Source organism: Saccharopolyspora phatthalungensis (assembly GCF_014203395.1).
In the GTDB taxonomy this organism is placed as follows: Bacteria; Actinomycetota; Actinomycetes; order Mycobacteriales; family Pseudonocardiaceae; genus Saccharopolyspora; species Saccharopolyspora phatthalungensis.
In genome coordinates this window covers 46576-70347 of the sequence record NZ_JACHIW010000004.1, presented here as the reverse complement: position 1 = coordinate 70347, position 23772 = coordinate 46576, and the positions used below count along the sequence as shown (strand labels likewise).

Sequence of the window (23772 nt, the reverse complement as noted above, 5' to 3'; positions counted from 1 at the left end):
CCTGCTGGGTTCGCGGCGGGTGCCGGCCCGGGCTCGTCTCTCATGGATCTCACTTGCACACAGGTGCGGAATCGGGGCTCCGCGGGGCCGGTTCGGGGCCCATTCTCCCAGCCTGCCGGCCCCTCCCCGTGGTGGGGTTGGGAAAATCGCTCGCCCACCTGATCACCGGCTCCGGGTGCGCGTTCGGCGCGTACTGCGGCGCGGCCGAGCCGGTCACTGCGGCCCGCAACTCCGAACCGCGCGGCGAACCCACCTCCCACCCGTTTCGATCGAGCAGCGACCACTGGCCGGTTCCCCTGCCGTCGGCGAACACCGGCAGCATCCGTCCCTCGCCGGTGACCAATGTGTCCGTGGCATGAACCGCACCGTCCTGCGTCTGCCACACACCGCTGGCATCCGTCGCCCACACATACTGCCGCAGCGCCCTCGCAAACCGCTGCGCGAAGGGCGCTTCGTCCGACTCCGACCGCTGTCCCGCACCGCATCCGAACAACGCCACCGGCAGCCCCGGAACGTAATCCTTGTTCCGCCAAATTCGTTCGGCGGACTCCGCCGGTCCCACCAGTCCATCCGGCCACTGCGCCTGCCCGTCCGGCGTCACGTGCAAACCGACCACCTGCACACCGTCCAGGCCCGTCGCCAACGCCGCCGCCGCGACAGCCGTCGCACCGTCATCAGGACCGAAGAACATCAACGGCTTCGCACGCGGCGCACGGGCTACCTCGATCGGCGGCTCCACCCGCCGCGGCTCGCTCCCATCCGACGGGCACAAAATCCACTGTGGCGCATTGTCGATACTGGTTCGCGCCAGCACATTCACACCGGCCTGCCGCGTATTGCGGATCAGTTCCCCGTGCGTGAGCACGCTGTCATGGCCCAGGACGAACAACAGCCGGCCTCGATCCGGCGCGACCTCCGCGAACCCCCACGACCTCGTCCACTCCGGATAGCTGATCGTTTCGCCCGACCCCAGTACCGTCAATACGACCGGCGGAGGCATGACGGCTGCCACCATCGCAGAGGCCGTCGCCCACGCGTCCGTCTCCGACCGGGCATCGCCGTGCAGCCGGAAAGCAACTCGCTGCGCCATCCGGTCCCACAGGCTCTGCAACTCCATCTGCGCGGGAGCGTGCCCCTGCTCGGGACGTTCCCACAAACTGCCGAGGATCATCCTGGCCCGTGCCTGCAGGTCCGCCAGCCAGTCAGCGGGCAGCGCGCCCAGTGTGCGTTCGGCTTCCCAGAAGTCCTCGTTCCATCGTTGGTAGGCCTCGCCGATCTCGACCTCAGTGATCGCGGCGGGCCGGGTCCCGCCCGCCGCGACCGACTCGCGCTGCCCGTCAACCGCCGCGATCCCGGCCGCAACCGCTCCGGCGTCGTCATATTTCGGCACCGGGTCGTGTTCGTAGCGCGGCACGGTTTCGCCGGGATCGTCCACGTCGCGGATCGCCCCGTCCAGCCGCCAGTTCAGCTCGGGTGTCACGTTTCGCAGGCGGTCCAACGCTATGTCGGTCCGGCTGGCCTCGATGTGGTAACCGTCGTAGACGAACACACTTCGCGGCGGCCCACCGAGCCCGCGCAAGCCTTCGGCGAGTGCCGCGGCGTACCAGTCCTGGAGTGGCGTGTGGTCCTTCGACACCGCCACGATCACCACCGTTCGTCCAGGGGCCGCGCCATCCACCGCTTGGAAGGCCGGGGAACGCGAGATCTCGATGCCCAGCGCAACGGGATCCGAGGGCATCGGCCGATCGTGCAGGTTCAACGCTTCCATCACTCCTGCCCGCACCGACGCGAAAATGAACACCGGGTCCGGATCGAACTCGGCCACCGTGCGCCGCAGCATCGGCCCGCACCAGTCGTAGTCCGCCGAGCTCCATTGCTCCCAGTCTGCCTCGTCGTACTCGTCCACCGGGAAACCCACGGCGTTGTCGGTCGACGCCTCACCAATCCGCAAGGTATGCGCCGATAAGGGCTGGTGCGGAAAGTGACTTTGCATCCGGTTGGGCGTCAACGCCCGCAGCCCGCCGGAGAAAACGAGGCGGCCGCCGATCGAACTCGACACGTTGCGGCGCGAGATGTAAAGGGGCCGAACGGCATCGGGCCCGCCGAGCAAGTTCACGGTGAGCGCGTTCAGGTTTCTCGTCAGATCGGCGTCGTTCGGCGACCCCGTGGTGAGGATCACGACCGGCCTGCGCCAGTCCCCTCGGGTCGCCTCCAGGTAATTCGGGTCTCGCGCCAGCTTCCGGCCCAGGGCTTCGGAACGCAATTCGTTGCCCCGCTCCGGGTCGATGAGGACGTCGCCCACTCTGCTTGCCAGAACGACGATCGGCTGTTGCCGGTCGCGATACCCCAACTCCGACAACAGCCGGGAAACCCCGAAGGAACGAAGCCGTCCGACAACGTGCGCGTCCCCCGGCATCAGATAGGAGATGAGCTGCGGCTGCCGCGCATCGGCGGCGCCGGCAGGCTGCGCGAGGACCCCAGACTGTACCGACGGCGCCTCGACCAGGGCGTATGACCGCCAGCCCGCGGAGTGCGCGGTGAAATGGCCGATGGACAGGAAGACAGGCCGCCGGTTCCCATCGCTGCGCAAACCCTGCGCCAGCGACCTCGCATCCTGCTCGGTCAGGCCGTACGGCCACTTGTCGAACAACACCACAACCGGCCGGTCCGGATCAGCGTCGAGGAACTGCCGTACGTCCGGGTCGCTGACCGCGCTCGTACCGAAATCCGAAGCACCGAGCACTCGCGTCTCGCCGGTCGACGGATCAACCGCGCGGATGCGTCCGCGCACTGCATGCACCACGAGCACGACGGGGGCCGGATGGCCGGCCTCCGAGGCAATCCAGTCCCTATCCAGGGTGATGCGTGGCAGCCATCCGACTAAAGATGGATATCGCAGCACTGGCCCGCTGTGGGCGTCGACGTTCGAGGCCGACCCCACCCACGGGGCCCAGTCCTGCGGCGGCACGAACCTCGGGGGATCTACGTCGAAGTCCAGAACGCCGACGCCCCTGGTATCCGACCGCAACCTGAAATCCCGGTCCGTGACGAAGACCGCACGGTCCGGGGCATCGCTGCGCAAGCCGCGGGCGAACTCGCGCGCGGCTTGCTCGCTGAGTCCGGTCTCCGCTCCCACGGTCGCCAACAGGACAGGATCGGCCGGATTCAGCATGATCGGCTCTTGGAATGACTCGCTGAACGCCAACTGGCGGCCGAATTCGAACGCCGGCATGGTGCCTGAAGGCGTGACGAACTCGTCTCCCCAAAGGCGAGCGAGCACCACGGTAGCCGACTTCAGCCCGGTCGAGCGCTCGACGTTGAGGCGGAAACCGCCCGACGACCACTCGCTCCACCATTCCAGTTCCGCGTTGGATCCAGCTACGCCGAGCAGGCGGTGTGGCACGTTGGTGGATGTCAGCTGCTGCACCGGCAGTCCGGCGGCGTGCGGAGCACCGCCGGCATGGGTTAAATCCCGAACTTCCATCCGGGACTGGTTTCCTTCGACGTTTTCCATGACGGACGCAACGTAAACCGGCCCCTCGTGGCCGGATCGGACTACTCCCCTGGCGAATTCCTGGCGCGCTACGTCGTCCATGACACTATGCTCGTCCGGCACCGCGGCAAGCAGCACGACGGCATTGCCGGGATTCGTCATCTCGCGGAACGCCGCGCTTCCCGCCATTCTCCGACCGAACAGGCCGGGAGTCAGGCGACCGAGGCGCAAGGTCGCCGGGTTGACGTATCCGAAGGTTCCATCGTTGTTCCAGAACGCCAACACAAGAGTCGGTGACTGATCGTGCACCGCCGCGCGTAGCCAGCCCAGGTCGACTCCCGACTCCGCCCATTCGCGGCACGCGGTTTCCTCTCCGCTGTTCTGCGGGTATGCGACCAGGTTCTCGACGGCCGAATCCACCGCAAGCCGCATCAGCGGCGATCTCGGGACCACACGGTGGAATTGCTGAACCATGATCGGACCGTCCGCGGAAAAGAGGTTGGGTCCGTGCGTCCGGCTGTCCGCCACGGTCACGAAAATCGGTCCGTGATGTCCTGCCTCATGGAAGGCCGCGGCCAGCTCCTGCCGACCTACCTCTGCCATCGCCCCCGCGTCCTGCCGGAAGTATGTGAAGACGACGATCGGGCGGTCGTCTGTGCGAGACAACCGGTGGTTTCTCGCGTCCTCGATCACCTGACGAGCGAACTCACGCGGTGCCAGGTCTTCTCGCACCCAGGTGTCTCCGCCGGCGACGGTGAACCTGCCATTCGGTGCCAGCCACGCCAACACGTAGAGGGGCGAATTACTGCCAACAACCCGTCGCACGCTCTGCATCCGAATGCTCGACGCGGCAATGTTCTGGAATTCGCGCGCGTTGGCCGCATCAATGGGGTAGGCGAGCGTGTTCGCACGGGTGGAATCCAACCGGAGCGACGCCATGTTCGGCCGCGCACCGGACCTCAGCACGACTCCACTGTCCCGCGGGTCAGCTGGTTCTCGCGCGGCCACCAGCCCGAGGCCGGAAGGATTCCGTGCTATGTAGCCGTACGCCAGCAGGGCATCCCGCGTTCGGGTACCTTCCCCGCCCTCGGTCAATCCCGTGACGAATCCGCGAATGAGCTGCTCGCGCCTGAGGTCCTGCCCGAGTCCCGCATTCCCGCCCAGGGTCACCAGGACGACCGGGCCTGCGTCGTTGGTGCCGGTTATCCGTTGGTACTGCGCGGTCCCGGCCACCCACCGCCCGAGCTCTTGCGGCGTTTCGAGCTGAAAGGTCGTCCCGCGAACCGCATCGCTGATCAGGAAGAGCCGATCGGTGCCATTCGGGGAACGCCGCCGCGTCTGCACCACCACGATGATCGGATCCTGGTCCGCGGCGATGCCCATCTCGCGCCGCACCTGGTCCAGATCGACCCGGCTACCTGGAAAACCTTGCCACCACCGCGCTGATTCCTCGTCCGCCGCATAGGCCACGGCGTTCTCCCGCCGTCCGCCCATGCTCAGCGTGACGGCCTGGGTGGCTCCACGCCGCCACTCCGCCCGCAGGGCCGCCAAGGTCGCCGGTTGTTCTCCGAACCGCCGAAGCACGTCGGCCAGGTATCGCACTTCGTGCAGGCGAACGCCCGTAGCATCGTCGGACACGTCCTGGACGGCTCGATGCACGTCCCCGGCGGTCACCGTCGTGCCGTCCATCCGGTCGGCATCCCGGATCCAGTCCGCCAGCAGCCGGGTTGCCTTCGCGTCCTCGACCGTGGGTCGTTCACCGAGCGCCGCGGTCAATTCGAGGACGTTGAAAACCCGGTGCCGCAACAGGTTCCAGGAGCGCGTGCCGGGTCCACCAATGCGATCCGCGTAAGGTAAGCCCAATTCTTCTACCAGCCGCCACAATTCCCGATCGGTGGGCGTGGTTCCCCAGCTGGCCAACAGGTCTTGGACAGCTCGCGGGGCCGGTTCGGCGTCGGTGTTCGCCTGCCCGGACCACCGCATGCCGGCCTCCGGCTGCGCACCGAGCGGATACCGCTGCGGGGCGGAATTGGTCGCCGCCGCCCGCAATTCCGGACCGGATGAATCCAGCAATTCGCCCCGGGTACCCAGCAACGACCAGCGTCCGGTACCCAGCCCGTCGACGAACTTCGGCAACAGCCTGCCGTCCGCGGTGGCCGAGACCTCCGTCGCATGGACGAAGCCGTCCTCGGTTTGGCACACATCTTTATCCGCCGCCCAAATTTGCGTCCGGAGGGACAGGGCGAGACGCTGTGCGAACGACAACTTGTTCGGCGCCGATCGCCGGTGTGCGGCGCAGCCCAGCAACGCGACTTTCAGCCCCGGGACGAAACGCCGGTTCTGCCGCAGCTCCGCGGCGAATTCCTCCGGCCCGACCTTCCGGCCGCCCTTGAGCCTGGCAAGTCCGTCCGCGGTGACATGCACACCGACGATCAGGGTGTCCGGCAGTTCTGGCGCCAGCTTCGCGGCATGTTCGATCATCTCGCCGGAATCACCGGGTCCGCCGAACAGCAGCGGTTCCGGTCGCGGCGGCTGGGTCAGCTCGGCGGGCGGCGCCACCGGCCGCGGTCGGCTCCCGTCGGCGCGGTGCAGCATCCACTTCGGCCCCCGGCCCCGGTTGACCCGTGCCAGCACGTCCGCACCGGTACCTCGCGCCTCGGCAGCGGCAGCGGCGGAGACCACGGTGTTGTCGTGCCCGAGCACCAGCAGTGGCCGAGTGCCTTCCGGGGCAGCGGCGGCATAGTACGGTGACCGGGTCCACGTCTGGTACTCGGCGTTTTCGTCGCGTCCGTGGATCGGAAGGCTCACCGGAGCGCTACGCACGCCCCACCGGAAGTCGAATCGTGGGGCGTTGCCCGGCGATGCCTGGAGACCGGAACTTGCCAGCGCCGGTACCAGGTCCGCACCGGGGAGCTGCCGCATGCCTCCGCTGGACGACAACAGGTACCAGTGCCCGGCTTTCGCGGCTGACTCCTCGCCCCCGACGACGGATTCGGCCCACTCGCGCCAGGTCGGCAACCCGCTGCGCAGGAAGGTCAAATTGCCGGCGAGGATGCGGCCGTCGGTGCCGTGCCAGACCTGCTGGTCGGCCGTGACGATGTCGACGCCGAGGGTGTCGCGCAGCGCGCCCGCATCGGCCAGGCCGACGTCGCCGACCAGCACGAGCGGCCGCCGGGCCCAGCCCCGCACGCCCTCGATTCGCGTGGCGAGCTCGGGCACGGTGAGTGTGCCACCGAATCCGTCGGAAATGGTGCCGGGTGTCTCGGCGGTCAGACCGATCACCAGATGCCCGGGGACGCGGGGCAGCAGTTCCGCGGCCGCCTGATCGTAGGCACCGGGCATCCAGACGTCCGGCAGCATGGCCGGGCCCGGATCCGGCGTGCTAGCGGGCTGGGACGGCTCGGGCGGCGGACCGGGGAGGTTCCTCGCCGCCGCCTGGTCGGCCGCCACGGCGAAGTATCCGCCGTTGTCGATGGTCACCTTGTATTCGGCTGGTTTTCCGGGCGACGCGAGGAAAAGTACGCGATTTCGGGTCTGGTCGGTGATCGTGTAGATCGCCTTGCCCGCCCGGTACACGTGGTACGTGCCCTTCTTCTCGCTGGTGAGCTCTCGGGCGGTGCTGCGGGTGGAGACTTGGCCGCTCGGAATTGACCTGCCGCCCGACGCGCCGCCCGACGGATTGGTCATGCTCGTCTCGCCAGGAAGGATCACGTCGCGCTGGTGGCCGGCATCGTTTCCCTTCAGCAGCGCCAGCGCGAGGACCGATCCGGTCGCGTTGCTGCTCGCTAATCGGGTGATTTCCTGCTCGGTCTTCCGCTCCTGGGTCAGCTCACCGGTCGCGGTGAAGGAGCCGGCGTACTCGACGTCGGCGAACCGCAGGGCCACGGACAGGCTGTGCTCTTCGTCCCAGAGCATCCCGCCGTTGACCAAGACCGGGAAGGAAACCGGGGCGTTGAGCAGCTCCGGCATCATCGCGGTCAAACCTTCTTCGCCGCCGAGCTGCCACAGCAGTTGCCCCGGCAGGGTGGCCGGGCGCACCCAGCCGTCGCCTGCGGGCGCCTGCATCGACGCTGCCGCGCTTGCCGGGTCGGCATCATTGTCCGGATGCCGGGTCGGATGTGCCAACGTTGCCGCCAGCCAAGGGAATAGCCGTTCGCTGCCGGGCAACGCCACCGGGAGGACGTCCACACCATGCAGGTCCTGCGGCATCGGTCCCAGCTCGGTTGGGCCTCCTGCGGGCACCGCCTTGCCGGTGATCCGCACCGGGCGCGGCACCGGCAGCTCTGTCGCGGTCAGGCCTCCCGGCATGGTGAAGACGGCCGTGCCTTCACCGGTCACGCGTCGTTGTTCCGGGGTCCGCGTGGCAGCCTGCATCGCCGACCACAGCTGGATGCCGCGTTGCGGCGCGTTCAGCAGCAGGTTGTTCAGTACCGCGTTCGGGGTCCACGAGCGATACATCTCCACCTGGAACCAGACCGGCCAGGTATAGGAGTAAGAGGTCTCCTCTTCCCCGGCGATGCGCCACTTGATCGCATCGGTGCTGGTTTCGCGTTGGCTGCGCACCAATTCCCTGCCATACGCCGCTTCCGGATTGGCGCCGACCCGACGCGCTTGGCCAGTGAGCCGGCGAGCCGCCAGCACGCTCCCGCTGATGCCGCCGCCGAGCGTCCGCGATGCGGAGCGGGCCCATTTCTCCGTGTGCTGGAAGTAGGTGTCGGCTTTGAGCTGCGTGTTCGGCGTCGCCTTCGCGTCCGGCGCGTATCGAGCGCGGACAACGAACTCGATCGTCTCGGTTCCGCCCAGATGCGTCCGGCCGGCGAGCAACGACAGTCCGGATGTCGCCGACTGGCCGAAACGAGCGCCCAGTGCGGTCGGCGACGCCATGGTGTCCACGGATCCCACGATTCCGCTCGGTCGCGCTACCCAACGGTCGGTCAGGAATCCGGGAGCATGCGCTGCGAGCAAGCTCTTGATCAGCGGGGCGACCTCGTGCGCGTTGGAGATCTCGGTGACGATGGTCGGGCCGAGCCCGGCGCCGGAGAGCACGAACTCCGGGGGGTAGCGCACCTCGGGCTCCGGGATCTCCTTCGGCTCCACCCCGGCGGGAAGGTCGAGGCGCCGGGTCCTGGGCGGCTGTCCCGGCTCAACCGGCTCCCGCAGCGGGTTGGTGTGCAGTCGTTGGGCAATGGCGTCCGCGAGCAGGAACTCGACGCCGCCGTTGACCGCGATGCGCTCGGTCCTCGTCGCCGAGCCGGACTCGTCGTAGGTCGTTTTCTCGAAGACCGCGTGCGCCCGGTAGAGATGGGTCGCGCCGCTGCTCTTGCCCATTCGTCGGCGTGCGGTGCTGACACCCTGCGAGATCCCGCTCTCCCGATTGAGGCTTGCCCGGCCGTTGACCGCCGGCATCACCTGGGCCCGGTGGTCGGAATGGCTTCCGAACTGCCACAACGTCGGCACCCGGAACCGCGCGTCCGCTCCTGTCCCGGACGTTTCCTGACCGTCCAGCTTCAGCCCGCCCTCGGCGATGCCTTCCAGGCTCAGCTTGTCCGGGGCGGTGCCGATCGGCTGGACATCGAACAGCCGCAGTCGCACCCGGCTACCGGCAACGAACAGGCCGTCGGGCGTCAGCAACTGGTCGAAATTCGCCGCCAGCACGTCTTCGCCGGACCGGACCGCACCGGATTCCGACGATCCCACCAGGTCCGACAGGTGCTCGCTGAGCACCGTGGACGGAACCGCCACCGCCTGCGGCAGGTGGAATTCCACGTTCACCTTGAACGGGTTGTGCTCCTGCTCGGCGTAATCGAAGTCGCGGATCGTCTGACCAAGCTGCTTCGGGTCGCGTTGCGGGGCGGTGGTGGGAGCCAGTGGCTCCGGGATGAGAACGCGCGTCCAGCCGGAGACCGTGGAGCCATTGGACGCGGTGCTGTTACTGGATGTGGTGACACCGCTGGCCAGCGGGACGAGCTCGATGTCGCCGTCGCGTGTCGCATCAGGCTGTTCGCCCCCCTGGCCTCGGAACAGGCCGAGGCGGCGATACCACGACTCGTGCGGCCGGGTCTCCTGCGCGCCGGACATCGTCGAGAGCGAGATCGACCAGGTGACCAACCTGTCGAAGGTGATTGCGGGCCCCTTGTACTTCGCCCGTCGGTTGATCCGGTAGCTCTGCGCGCTGACGTTGCCGTGCCCATGCGAGAACTGGACCGACCCCCCGAAAATGAAGCCCATGTTGCGCCAGAAGTCCTTGCGCTTGGTCCCGATCAAGGCGCCCGACTCGAAGCCGATCCGCTGCTGCGTGCCGCCCTTGGTCTTGATCTCCCCGCGGTTGGTGTTCTTCGCGGTCACGTCGACCACCGTCTTGGTGACCCGGCCCGTCCCGACCAGCGCCCCCAATTCCGGCTTGACCTTGATCGTCACCAACTGATCGCCGACCCGGATCGTCCTGGTGGCGCCGCGCAACTCGGCGCAGAACATGCCGAACAACGCGGGCATGCCGAAGGCGGAGGACAATTGCACCGCAAGAATCGCCTGCTCGTCTGGGCGCAACGCGGCGAGCTCGGCACCCACCGACTCCTCCAGCAGTCGCCGCACCTCCGGAAGCACCCGCTCGGCCCCTGGCAGCCGGTCCACCACGCCGCCGCCGGTGCTTCTGCCGGCCATCAGCATGTCCGGCTGCCGGGGCCGGCCTTCGGGAATCGTGATCTCCGGAGGGGTCGCGCGGCCGGCCAGCATTGTCAGCGCCGTTCGCTCCGCTGCTAGCTGGCCGCGCTCGGCGTACTCGGCGGCCGAAAGCGTGTGGCCGTGCCACGCCTTAGGCCGCGAAGGCGATTGCGGGCGTACGCGATCCACCAGATCGCGGAAGTTCTGGCTGTTCGCCAGCACATCCGGCAGCGGCGAACCGCCACCCAGATCACGTTCCTCCAGCGCGGTCCTGGCAGCGGAAATCTCTTCGAGCCGGGCGAAATCGTCGATAGGCATCCACAGGAACACCTTTTCCTTGACGTGTTCCGCGCCTTCCAGCGTCGAGTCCGTGGAGGTCCGCGCGACGCGAATGTCCAGCGTCCCCTCCACGAGCACGGCGTTGCCCTCGATGCTGGTCACGGTCTTCTTCCCGGCACTGGTGCCCGCACCGTGCACCTGCGAGGCCGATGCCCCTGCCGCACCGGTGACGGTGAAAGGCGTGATCGTGGTGTAGGACCCGACCCCGAGATGGTCTTCGTCCAGCCCGGCGATGAGTCCGGGACCCGCGCTCACCGACAGCTCGGTGAGCGCCGATTGCGCCGTGCCGGTCTCGATTTTCGTCTCGGCTCCGGCGTTCTGCCGCAAGTGCACTCCGGGGACGACACGGCCGTCGACGCGCCGCACCGTGCGCAGCTTCGCGGAAACTTCCAGCGACAGCGTGTTCGGCTTCGTTCCCGGCAACTGGAATGGACCGGTCCGGTAGCCCCCGGAGGTGATGTGTCCGAACCGCACGATCGCTCTGTCTTCGGACAGCTCCCGCGAAACCAACTCGCGAACATCGACACCCACCTTCTCCAGGGGCAGGCTGTCGAGGACCTGTTCGCGGATGCGCCGCATGGCGATGGCCTGCGGCAGGGCGAACACCTCCAGCAAGGCCGCCGGCGGAACGGAAAGCACCGGCTGGTCCTGGTCGGCATTGAGCGTGGCCGGCGGCACATCTTCGCCGTGGTACCGGACCAGCGCCACATCGGTGAGCGGTTCGGTTCGGTATGTCCGCGGCGGGCCCGTTCCCTCCCGCACGTCGATGACGAAGCGGCCGTCGACGACGAAATGGCTCTCGGGCATCCGGGTGGACAGCACCCGTGAATACTCCGCGGTCGCGACGAAACTGCGCAGCTCGCCGCTGCCCGTGTTGAATCGCAACGAGGGGTTCAGCAGCACGTTGCGAGCGACCCCGTCGGTCGAAACACCCAGCATGTTGGGCGCGGCAGAGGAGCCACCGAGCTGCCTGGATCGGTCCCGGTTGATACTGAGGCCCGCGTCGGCGTAGCGGATGCCCCACTCGGTGAGCCCTTCGAACGGGGACATCTGCACCGGGGTCGCCGCGGTGCGTTCGAACCTCAGGTGCAGCTCGCGGGAGCCGGCCACGAGCCGAATCCCTTCGTCCTCGACTCGCCGCAGCGTCTCCGGGAGGTTGTCCGCGGAGAACAGGTCCTTGATCGAGGCTGCGGCGGATCCCCAATACAGGTCTGCCGGTAGCGCGGCGAGAATGGTCTGGGCATCGATGCTGCCGGACTGCCAGATCTTCCCGCTGCCGAATGCGCCGCCGGCCGCGTAGGGCGGCAGGTCGACCTGCCGGACCGTCACGTCGGCCCGGTCGGCGGCCAAGCGGGCGTCAGCGAGGGCCTTGGCGGCATCCTCGGTCGCTTGCTCGGCGACTTCACGCGCGGCTTGAGCCCGCGTGCTCGCCTCGGCAGCGCGTGCGACCGCTGCTCGGTGTGCTCCCGTCAGTTCGCTCACCCGCTGTTGCTCAGCGGCGAACTCGGCGCCAAGGGATTCAGCGTGTGTCGCCGCGTCGGCGGCGATCCTGGCTAGCAGGGCATTCGGCAATCCGGACCGCGCTATCCGGTCGGCTTCCTCTCGCACCAGTCGCGCTTCTTGTTGGGCGCCCCAGGCAGCGGCCCGTTTCCGGACCAGCTGCTGACGGACCGCATCGAGTTCGGCGCGCAATTCGCCCTGCCGCTGCTCGGCCGCCGCCAGTTTTTGCTGCGCCACCGTCAAATCCTCGGCACTGCGCCGAGCGCTCTCGACACTCGTCGTGGCCGCGGCAGACGCCTCCGTCGCCGCCGTGAGCAGCGCGTCGGTCTCCTCGGGATCGGCGGCCGTGACGGCGATGCGCGGCGCGTCCGGCATTCGCGAATCCAGGATGCGGTAGATCTGGGTGAGCTTTTCGGACGCCGTCGTGATCTCGTCGCGTGCCGTGACCACTATCGCGGTCTGCTCCGGGTTTCGCAGCGATGCCAGGCTGGGCTGCGGCTCCGTCCGAAACCGCGTGGCATTTGCCCGTAGGTGAACCCAGTTGAGCCGCCCGGCATTCGCCGGCAAGGAAACGGTCTGCTCGGCGGGCCGGTCGCCGCCCGGACGGGTCGTCTGCCAGGAACCGGTCGGCGGCAAATCGGGACGCAGCCGACCGTCCGCGCCGATCGTCGCGCCGGTGACCACCGAGGCGAACCCGGAGACCTCCGAGGTCAACCACACCTTGTCGGCCGCCCAGCGGGCCTCGACACCCAGTTCGCGGTCCAGTTCCCGCGCGAACGATTCCCCGACGTCGCATGCGTACAGCCGGATGGGCTTCGCACCATCCCAGGCACCGGAGCGGCGAATAAGATCCGCCAACGTGCGAGGAGTCACCGACCTTCCAGCCACCCGCACGCCACCGCGACCATCACCATGCGCCACCACCGCGAACCGGCCGGGCTCGGCCGACATCTTCGTCGCGACGGTCCGGATGACGTCGTCGTCGCCAAGACCCGACCGCACCAGCAAACCGGCCGGAATGTCCTCAGTCACCACATGCGGGAACGCCGCGACGTCGGTCGCGCCGATAACGGTCTCCACCGGTTCGAAGCCATCGTCGCGGGCGTTGTCCGGGCTAACACGTCCATCCTCGACGGGTCGGCGGGCGTCCTGTGCCGGACTGTTCGCCCGCGACGATTCCTGGCCGTTGGTCGCGGTCGCGGTGGTTGTTGATCCCGCCGCGGTTGCCGTCGACTTCTCGGTTGTCGTCGGTGTGGCCTTGAGCTGCGTTGCCGGAGTGGATGCGGCGGGACTCGTGAGGTCCTTGACGCGCTGCGGCGAAGTGCCGGGTTGTCGCGAAGGGGATGTCCGGCCGGCACCGACTTCGGGCTTTGGCCGAGTCCCATCCGCGGGAAAAGTCGTCCAGCGCGGCCCTTGACCGCCCGGGGTCGGAGCCAACGCCACCACGTCCCGGCCCAAGCCCCGCGCCAGCGATCCGGCCTCGGCCGACGACATCACCATGCGAGTGCCAAAACCGCGTTCCGGGACCACCACGACCGGCCCCGAACCGGTCGCGCCGGTACCGACCCGCGCGCGCACCTCGTCCGCCGACACCCCGCCGGCACCGGACATCGCGTGATCCGGAACCCGGACGACCAAAGCCCCGTCGGCCGCCGCCGATGGCGGCAGGCCCACCGACACAGGACTGCCACCCGAAAGCCGGGTGGCAGCGGAAACGTGGTCGGCAGCAGGCAAACCCGTGGACGTCACACCATCGGGAACCGGCTTGTCACGAGAGGACTCGTCGAGCAGCCCCGTCTCCGGAGTTGCGGACACCGTCTGATGCGCGAACACACTGTCCACACTGGACATTTCACGCGTGGCGTGGTCATCCCCGGGAAGGGGGCTGGGTGCCGACGGCGGCGTACCGGCATTGGCAGGTTCGAACGCAGGCGACCCATGAGCCGACGGCGAGGTCGCACTCTTCGGTATCTCGATCACACCGGGCTTGGGGGCCGTACCGTCGTGCCTGACGGGGTCCGGCTGCCCGCCCTCGGCAGCAGAATGTGGTGAGCCGCCACGGTTGGACGTATCCGGCCCCGGCCCCGAGGACTGCGACTGGGACGGGGACGGGGACGGGGACGGGGACGGGGACGGGGACGGATGCTCAACCGACTCACCCCGGCTGTCCACATGAGACACTTCGTGGCCAACGTGGTCGCCGCCAGCGGCAACCGGGCCGTACGCCGGTGGCGGCGTACCGGCACGGGAGTCGCCCAGCGCGACCCGATCACCGGGAACCGGCGAGTCGCTGCGGACCACATCGTGCCCCTGAGGCGGGCTGTAGGGTGGCGGCGGCGTTGCCGGACTGTCCTGACCCCGTGGCGCACCTGGTGCCGCCGCATCGCCCTCATGTCGCGACACGGTGTTCGTCGGCGGCTCAAATACACCCGTCTTGGAGTCCTGGCCCTCGGCGGCAGCGGTATCCACATCCCTCGGCCCACCACCAGGTGTGACCACCACACCACCAGGCATGCCTTCCCCGCCACCCGGTGTCGCCGCCCCGCCACCCGATGTCGCCGCCCCGCCAGCGGACTGGCCTCCGGCAACGGGCGGGACAACACTGGGCTCCGGGACCGAGGGTCCCTGAACCGGGCCATCCGTCGACCGCGTACCAGAGGACGGCGACGGGCCAGCCGCGTCCGCTCTGGCCACTGTGCCGGTTCCGCTTTGCGGCACCCCAGACGGGTCACTCAACGGAGATTTTTCGGTGCCGGAGCCGACAGACCGGAGATTCGACGTCAGCGGAACACCCGAGCCGACCGACCCCGGTGTTAGGTCGCTGGCCGGTGTCCCGGAAGCGGGAACCGACACCCCGGAATCCACATAGGGAACATCACTAGACGTGCCCGGCTTCTCGCTGAAAGTATCCACGAAGCGAGGCTTCTCGCCGAGGCCGTCCGAGGAGCCGGGCTTCTCGTCCGGCTGCGCCCCAGACTCCGGCTTCACCTCCTCAACCGAGTCAGCATTCGAGTCGGTACCGGCGGAATCCTCGTTCGCGCTCTCCCGAGCCCGACCCGCCGGAGTCAACTCACCCCGCACCGCCAACCCCGCCAGATTCCCCACACCCGAACCCAACGACTCCGACAACCCCGCAGTAAACGAAAACGGATTCCACTGCGCTCCCTGACCACTGATCGCCCCATACCCCGCCTCACCCAACATCTCCGTCAAACCCTCTTCCAGCGACTCCCCCAGACCATGACCGAACCGCGCCGCCCACATCGCCCGCACCGACATCCCCGTGTAATCCTCCAGGTTTTTGGAGACGACGTCGGCGAACTTCGCCATTGCTGACACCGGATACTGCTCCGCATGCTCCTCCGCGACCTGCTTGGCCGCCGTGACCAGCACCTCCTTATCCACCTCATCACCCAGACCCCGCACCAATACCTTCGTCACCGCATTCCCCACCACATTCCCCAACGCCGACAACGGCAACGTCAACAACCCACTAAACGACCCCACCCCCACCGCCATCAACGACGTCTGCGCATCCCACTTATCCCGCGTCCCCAACGCAAACTGCAACCCCTGAGCACCCGCATCCATCAACACCTGCAACCCCACCCCCACCACCTGACCCATCGCCAAATGCATAAACAACTGACCCCACCACCGCGACAACAAAAACCGCATCACCGCAAACCGCGCCGCCAACCACGCCATACTCCCCCCCGCCGTCGGACCCGCCATCGCCACCGCCCACGCAATCTCCGCCAACAACAACACCAACCCACCCACCGTCACAAACTTCAAATACTGCACCTGCAACGCCAAATTCCGCACAAACCCCGCCAACTCCCGCAACCCCCCACCACCCGCATCCAACACCGGACCAAACGCCTCCAACCGCTCCGCGAACCGATCCGCCGCCTTCCCCGAAAACTCCCCCCGCACCCGCCCCACCACCTCCCGCACCACCGGACCCAACACCTCCACCACCGCCGCATCCGACTCCAACCGCTCCGCCACCGCAAACAACGCATCCTCATCCGCATCCGTCATGTCCTCACCGGTCAACACCTGAAAAAGCCGCCTCACCTCCTCCGGCACCATCAAGGACATGCAAACCACCCTTCCCGCCGGACGACGCCAAAACCCAATAGAACGATGAAGGATGCCGCCGGCATCTTCATCCGCCAATGCGGCAATGCGCCAGCAATCCGCGGCCGGGCGGCCTCAACCACCCGGCGCGCGTACTGGATCATTGTGCCCACAACAAAGACACGTCTCCTGGACGTAGCCACGTTCAAGCCGCCACGTTCGTTGCGGTGGAGTTCACCAAGATGACGCTTTCATGCGAAACACGGGACTTACGAGAGTCATCTTGCTCACAAAACGTCTCCGGAAAGTGGATTCACGTCGCCCGTCGCGTCCCCGTGCCGACCCGCAACGATCAAGTACGCCGTCTTGTCGCGCCGCGCCTGCCGACCGGTCGCCACCGCCGGTCGCCGCCACTATGCATAGCCCGCCGAAGCGAATACCGTCGCTTGCATCACAGCCGCCGCAGGATACGGCGGCCACCTCCAGCGGCGGCGTCCGCGCGGAATACGACCCCGCCCCCCTGAGCGAGGTGCGCGTACCCGCCAGGCTCTCCAAGAATCCTGAAACTTCGACAGGCAGGCCGTCCACTCGGGATTTGCCCGAGCGGGGCTTCGGGAGTCGCGGCCCGCTCCGCCGGACGACCCGCGGCCGCCCGCGCGAGTGCCCCATCATGCCGACCCGTGTCCGTGGTCGCGCACCGCCGCCCCCGGCTCAAGCCAGATCTGCACGCGGGTGGGTCCTTCGGCGTGCAGGAACTGCGGCGCCGAGATCAGCCCAACGTCGTCGGGCTCGAACCGCGAGTCCTCGGCGACGTTCCACTGGGCGATGCGGAGCTTGTCCTTGAGTTCTTTTGCGATGTAGGAGAAGTCTTGTTTGGCTTGCGATTCGCCATTGCCGTGCGCGTCGAGATCGCCGTGCACGACGTAGCGGACGCGAGGCCGACGTCCCTGCCGCCGAGCTTCGAGGACCTTATCCACCAGCGGGTACAAGGCATAACGTGCCCGCATCCGCGACAACGCGTTCCCGCGGACCGTGACGCTCGTGTCCGCCGGGGCACCCGCGAGAACGGGTTCGCTCCGGGCAACGGCAAGCTCCCGCTCGTAGTTCTGCTTGGCCTGCCACCACGCCCGCTGCGCGGCCTGCTCCCGCGCCACCGCCGCATGCCAGGCCTGCTCGGCTTCCGGCTTCCGTGTCGGCACCGCCAGTCGAACCGCTTCGTTTCTGCCTCGGTACGCCCGTTGTTCGGCTTGGGTGGTCTGGGTCAGGCTGTCGCGTGCGGCGCGTTCCTGGGCGATCGCGGCGGTCCACTTCGCATCAAGCTCGGCGAGCCGGTTGGTGGCGGACACCAATCCGGCGGGTAGCTCGGTGCCGCGGTCGCTGCGGCGGATCACGTAGCCCGCCTCGAAACGGGCGTCGACGACGGCCTTCTGCTTGCCGATGCTGTATTTGCCCGGGCTGGCGACGATGCGGAACTCCGCCGGGTGCATCCAGGTGCTCGTGACACCCTTCAGCGGTGCGTCCGCCCCGTCGGGCAGCGTCGCACCGGCGGTTCCGGCCATGGTTCCGTGCTCTGCCTCGGATTCGTGCGAGCCCCGCAGATGAAGCGGAAGGTTCCACCCGCCGGCCGACCCGAACTCGTCGCGCCCGGCCTGGTAGGTCTCGGAGCCCGGCGGCTGCGTGACGCCGCCGGCGATCAGCGATGTGGCGAAGACGGCATGCCCGTTACCCGAACCGACTTCCTCATGCTCGGTCCGTGGGCTGGCCGTGGACCCTTCCATGTTGATGCGCCCGCTGGTCGAGGTGAGCGTGCCCCGGTCGGGAAGCCGAAGGTGCACCGCCACATCCACCCCCAACCCAGGCGGCAGATCGACCAGCAGCGCCTGCGACCCGGGGTCGGCCAGCCTGCCCAGCAACGCCTCCAACCGGTGCGGGGAAAACCACGCCCGCAACATGCGGCGCACATCCGCATTCACCGTGCCCCCGGCCGCGGTGATGGCCCGCTCGGACGCGTTGATCAGATCATCGACCCGGCCGGCGAACTCCACCGCCCGGAACTGCCCGGGACCGGGCAGCACCTCGGTGTTGTCGGTTTGCCAGTGCCACACCGCGTCAGCCGCAGCCTCCGACACCGGGCGCTCGGTGATCGTGGCCGTGCGGGGTCGCTCGGCGACCTCGGCCGGCAGCGTGTCTTCGACTGCCGTGCGCACCCCGACACTGCGCGCGTCGGGGGCCGCCGCGATCCGCTCCCCATGCCGCTCGATACGCACATCGAACAACACCTCGCCACGATGCGCGGCCAACGCACCCGACACCCGCTCGGCACTGGTGTAGTTCTCCGACGAGGAACGCATCCGGGTACGGACCTGCTTCAACCACTCCCCGACATGCACCAGCCCCATGCCCGTGTTGCTGTAGGACGGACCGTGCTGCGGGGCCGACTCGCCACCCGTGGGCTTTGGCCCGTGCACGTAGATCGTGGGGGCTGCGATGCTGAAGAATTCCATGAGGACCCGGCTGGCGTGGCGCATGGTGCTGGCCACCACCGTCGCCGAACTCGCCTTGGCCGCCTCCCCGTGCGTGACCCCCTCGGCCACCGGCTCCCCCAGCAGCTCGGCCCCCACGTGAAGCTCATAGGTCTGCCCGCTGAACCTGTCTTCCAACCGCAGCGGCGTGCTGACCCCACCGTTGCCGGCGTCGCCGAGTTTGGCCTGCACAGTGGACAGGAAACGCTCCACCTCACGGTAGTTGTCATGCACGTTCTGCCCCGCCGAACGCGGCAGCAACCGATCCGCCTGCTCCGCCCCCAGCCGCTGCGAAAGCTGTTGGTGCAGCACGGGAATCCGATCGGTCAGATCCACCGTCTCGGTCACCCCGCCACGCCACGATGGGACTCCCAAGGCATGCCCGCTCGGCACCGGCACCACATCTCCCGACCGCCCCGGGGGCTCCGCCGAGCTCAGCTCCGGGCGTTCTTCCCCGAGCTCCTGCGATGACTGCGCGGTGTCGCGGGCGCGTTGGGCGTCGACCTCGGCCTGTTTGGTCCTGATCTCCTGCAACTGCTCGTCGGTGACCAGGAACGTCCCGGCCCGGGGCAGCGTGAACCGCTCCGCCGAGCGAGCCGCGGGTTTCGACGCGAACATGCCGAGCCGGTCAAGCTTGCCCACCGTGCGGACCTCGGCGGCGACCGTGGCCTCCACGTCCACCTCCACCAGGTGCAACTGGCGCGGCGGACCCGTCACCGAGTTCGTCTGGCTGCTGGTGACCGCTTGACCCTGCTCCCGCGAAGAGCTGCCCGCCCACACCGTGAGCTCCTCCAGCGCCAGCCCGCCCATTTTGATGGTGTTTTCTCCCTGGTGGGCGGCGAAATCGCTGGTGAGGATCATCGCCGGTTCGATGGCGTTGCCGAAGGTGATAGTGCTGGAGGTGCCGCTGTAGGTGGTGGTTCCGCCGGTTACCGACCGGGTCGGCTGCTGCCACACCTTGACCGGGTTCCCATCGGCGCCGATCACCGGCTCCGGATCCCGCAGCATCAACGAGTACTCCACCGCGCCGTGCTGGTCCTGCCTACGCCGCGGGGAGAACAACCCGTCCAGCCGGAACTTGCGGCTCAGACTCCGCGGATTACCCCGCAGCGCGCCCAACGATATGCCCCGCTCGACCAAGCGCCCGTTGTCGCCCAACTGCCAACTGGAATGCCCCGAAAGCGCCTTGAGCTGGGCGAACGCCGAATCCCGCAGATGCTTCAACCCATGCAACGACACCACCGGCACCCCATCCAGCGCCCGCGACAACCCCGCCCGCAACGACCCATCGGTCGCCGCGATCTCGGACCACCCGACCGGCTCGACCGCCGCGTTCTTCAGCACCTCCAGCTCGGTCTTGAGCTGATCGGCCTGCCACGCGGGCAACTCCACCACCACATCGGTCTCCACCACACCGGGTCGGCGGCCCTCCTCCTCGGCCGTGTAATCCACGATCGGCAGATCCCGCACCGCCGGGGTATGCAGGCCTGGCTTGCCGACGGTCACGCCCTTGACCAGGGTGTTCCACTCCTGCCAGTGCGACCCCGACGCGGTGTAGCGCACCCGATAGGCCAGCCGCTTGCGCGGCTCCTGCCCCACCGCACCCGCACCGGTCAACTCGGTACTGCGAGCCCCACCGAAGGAAACCTCGGTGGTCTCGCCCGTGGCCGAGGACTTGGTCCGGGAGAATCCGAGCTTGTGGTAGCTGGTGACCAGCGATGTCTTACCCGCCAGCACCGAATACACCCGCGCCACAATCCCCGCCCCGACCGACCAGGTCACCCCGCTGCTGTGCTGCACGGAGTCAGACTCGGTGCTGGTCTGGGTGGCCGCCACCGGCTCGACCGGCCCGAGATCGGCGACCTCGACCACGTCCGCCGCGACCTGCAGCGAGGCGTGGTAGTCGTGCCCCCGGCCGTGCTCGACCAGATCCACCACAGTGGCCTGATCGGTCAGCATTTCCTCCACTACCCGCGGCGCGGACAACCGCTCGCTAGCGGTCGCCGCGTCGATCTGCTCGCCCCGCGCCAACTGCCGGTCGGCCTTGCCCGAGATGCCGCCGGCCAGCTTCGGATCACCGAAATCGGTCACCAGCGCGGTATCCCGCCACGCCCACCGGTGATGCCCCGGAATCGTCCGCGCCGAATCCCGCAGGATCTGGGCGAGTTTCGCCCCCGCACCACTGGATTCCAACGCGGCGCGGGTGATGTCGGCCGCTCGGTCGGAGTGGGGTTGGCTGTCGGCGTCCAGCAGACCGGCCTGCTGGGCGAACTCCGATGCCGTCCAGTGCGCGGCGTCAATGGCGTCGGGGAACGTGATCGGCGACAGACCGGGTGCGCGGACTTGCAGGTCGTAAACGGTGCGGTAGCGCACCACCGCGACATTGCCCGCCGCGCCGTCGCTCTGCCCCGACGCTTGGGTGAACTGCTGGCCGCGCGTACGGCCCCGTCCGCCCGCGACGAAGGGGCCTGCCGCGACGGTGATCATTCCGATGTCCACGCCCGGCCCCGCGGAGACCGATCCGGCCACCTCTCGTCCCGCATTGTGCTGGCTCGTCACCGTGGTGCCGTCGCGACCGGAGGACACGAACGGCGCATTGTCGATCGTCTCCAGGTAGGCGACTTCCCGCGCCACCGCACGCATCTGCAGACGCCGCGTGCGGGTCGGCAACAGCCGGGTGAGCGGATTACCCGGCGACAGCAACGCCACCGAGGACACCCAGCCCCGACCCGCGGCCGCCGACTCGGGACTCACCGCCATCGTGGGCAGGTTCCCTTCGATGCCACGCTGGCCGAGGAAGTCGGCCAAGATCCCCTGTTCGTGGTCGCTGAGCGAACCAAGCTCCGCGGCCACCTGGTCATAGATGGTCGGTGACTTCCCGGGTTCGGTCCTGATCCGCAATGGCTTGCCGTGGTACTGCCCCTGGGTCGATTGCTTGACCTCGGCCCCCTCCAGCACCGACGACGGCAACTCGCGAGGCATCGGCACGGCACGACCTCGGTCAGTCGGCCGCAAGCCGGTGGGCACGCTCAACTCGACGCCGACCGAGCCGGCGTCGGGATGACCGTCCCCACCGACGATCGCGGTGCGAGCAGTGGCGGGTGCGTTTCCGTCCATCCGGGAAAGGTGGAAGGTCACGGGCACCCACACCGCTCGCGCCCCGGCGTACTCGGTGTCGCCGCCGGGGGTCGGCTTGTCCGGCAAGGCGATGGTGATCGACTCGCCGTGGGTGTCGGCGCGGTCGGTGCCCCGGTTCACCGCCAACCCGGTCGGCACGTCGATGGCGCCCAAAGCGTAGAGCCCCGGGACCGCGGGGATGAAGAAAAGCTGCTTGTAGTGCGGCTTGAACCCGGTGCCGGTCGCCATGTCCGTGGCGTAATCGCTACTCGTGGAGGCCGACTGGGCGGTGCCGGGTCCATCGGCGGCGGCCCGGCCCGCCCAGTCGAACTCGGCCTGTACCCGAATCACCGCGTCACCGACCCGGAAATCCCGGCCGTCGCCGAGCAAGGTGCCGACCTCGTTGCGCACCGCGTGCTCCACCGCGTCCATGCCGTCCGCCTTGGGCGCCAGGGCCTTGGCGGCCGCCACCACACGGTCCGCGCCCACCGTCGGGCTGACCTGCCGCGCCGGACCCAACGACACGCTGCGCCGCAAATACCCGGGCAACCGCAACCGTGGCCGGTCGACATCCCGGATCGCACGCCTATCAGGCCCGGCAAGAGCCCCGTCGGTGCGTGCCGATGCGTCACCGTCGTTGGCGGTAGCCTCCGCCGACACCTCCGAACGCTCGGTCGAGTCGGTCGGTCGCGCCGGGCCGGTCTCGCCCGCGGCCGTACCGGACTCCGAACCCGTCTGCACCCCATGTCCCGCGGCACTTCCATCCGCAGAGGTGTCGTTCCCGTTCGGCGACGTACCACCGGGCCAGGACCGACGCCGCTGCGCGCCAGTGCGCCCCGCATCGGCCGGTTCCTCGGCAACCGCGTCCAACTGGGACGGCGTAGCCGCGCGATCCCCGGCATCGGCACCGTTTGACCGATCGGCATCGCCCGAACTGGCCAACTGATAAAGCCGGTCCAACAGGTCAAGCTGCTCCCGCTCCATAGCGTCATCGGAATCCGGGCTGCTGGCATCGATCGGCGTTTCCGTCGCGGACTCCTCGCCGCCCGGCCGCAGAAGGAGCTCACCGTCTGCCTCCGGACCCGCGCCCGCACTCACATTCACACTCGCGCCCATGTACTCGTGCAGTTGCTGTCGCAGCGCCTCGGCCGCCGCCCGATCATCCGGTGCCCGCAACATCTGATGCGCCATCACCACCCGGAACGGCTCCGGGGCCGGACCACCCAGCGCCGCATCGGCGGCAGCGAACAACCCCGCCACCGCATCCGGCCCGTGCTGATCCATCACCTCCTGCAACGCCGCATCAGCCTCGACCATCAACGCATTCATCTCTCGCATCGCGGCATCACGCCGCGCCTGCCGCACCGTCCCCACCGCAGTCGCAGCGGCCTGCGCCGCATCCCGCAACGCCCCCACATCCCCGCCCTGGACCGAATGCTGCTGCGCGATGTCCGACCACCACTCCATCCGCGCGCGCAATTCAGGTCCATACGAGGTCGAACCATCAACCAACAACGGCCGCAACGACTCCACCGACGCCGTCAACTCAGAAACCAACCGCGACCGCTCATCGGTACCCGCCTCCGCCGACGACCCATCCACCGTCGGCACCTCACCAGAACCCAGCACATCACGAGAACCCAGCGCCTCGCCGACCGAACCTCCCACCTCATGCTGGATCTCACGAAGCCGCGCCAGACCCCAGTCCCTGCTCTTTCCGAACTTGGTCCCCAACGACGAACCGCTGTGGGGTATGCCCGCGTCACGGGCACGACGCGCCTCCGCACGCGCGGCCTCCCGGTTTGGCTCGTCCAAACCCACCAGCGACACACCAATCTCCACAATCCGCATCCGCCCCCACTCCTGGCTCTTTCCGAACTTCTTGCCCAACTCACCGCTGTGGAGATGCTCACCGGCCGCAAACGCACGACGCGCCTCCGCCCGCCCCGCCTCGCGCAGCGTCTCCCCCTCCGACGGCCGCAACGCCACCGCCTGGGCACCAACCTCATCCCTGATCTCCGCAAGCCGCGCCCGCCCCCAGAACTCTGTCTTCCC

2 protein-coding genes (1 of these 2 only partly in view) are annotated in these 23772 nt (G+C 68.3%); both read right to left on the bottom strand.

Annotated features, from left to right (window positions below):
• Positions 1–49: 49 nt before the first annotated feature.
• Positions 50–16099 carry a DUF8616 domain-containing protein gene (locus BJ970_RS36410; RefSeq protein ID WP_184733077.1) on the bottom strand — a complete coding sequence of 5350 codons (16050 nt, stop codon included), beginning with the start codon at positions 16097–16099 and terminating at the stop codon, positions 50–52.
• 647 nt (positions 16100–16746) lie between these two features.
• Positions 16747–23772, bottom strand: the 3' end of a protein-coding gene (locus BJ970_RS36405) for a WXG100-like domain-containing protein (protein ID WP_184733075.1). It continues 22524 nt past the right edge of the window; the window shows 7026 of its 29550 coding nt (coding positions 22525–29550); its start codon lies beyond the right edge, outside the window; its stop codon occupies positions 16747–16749.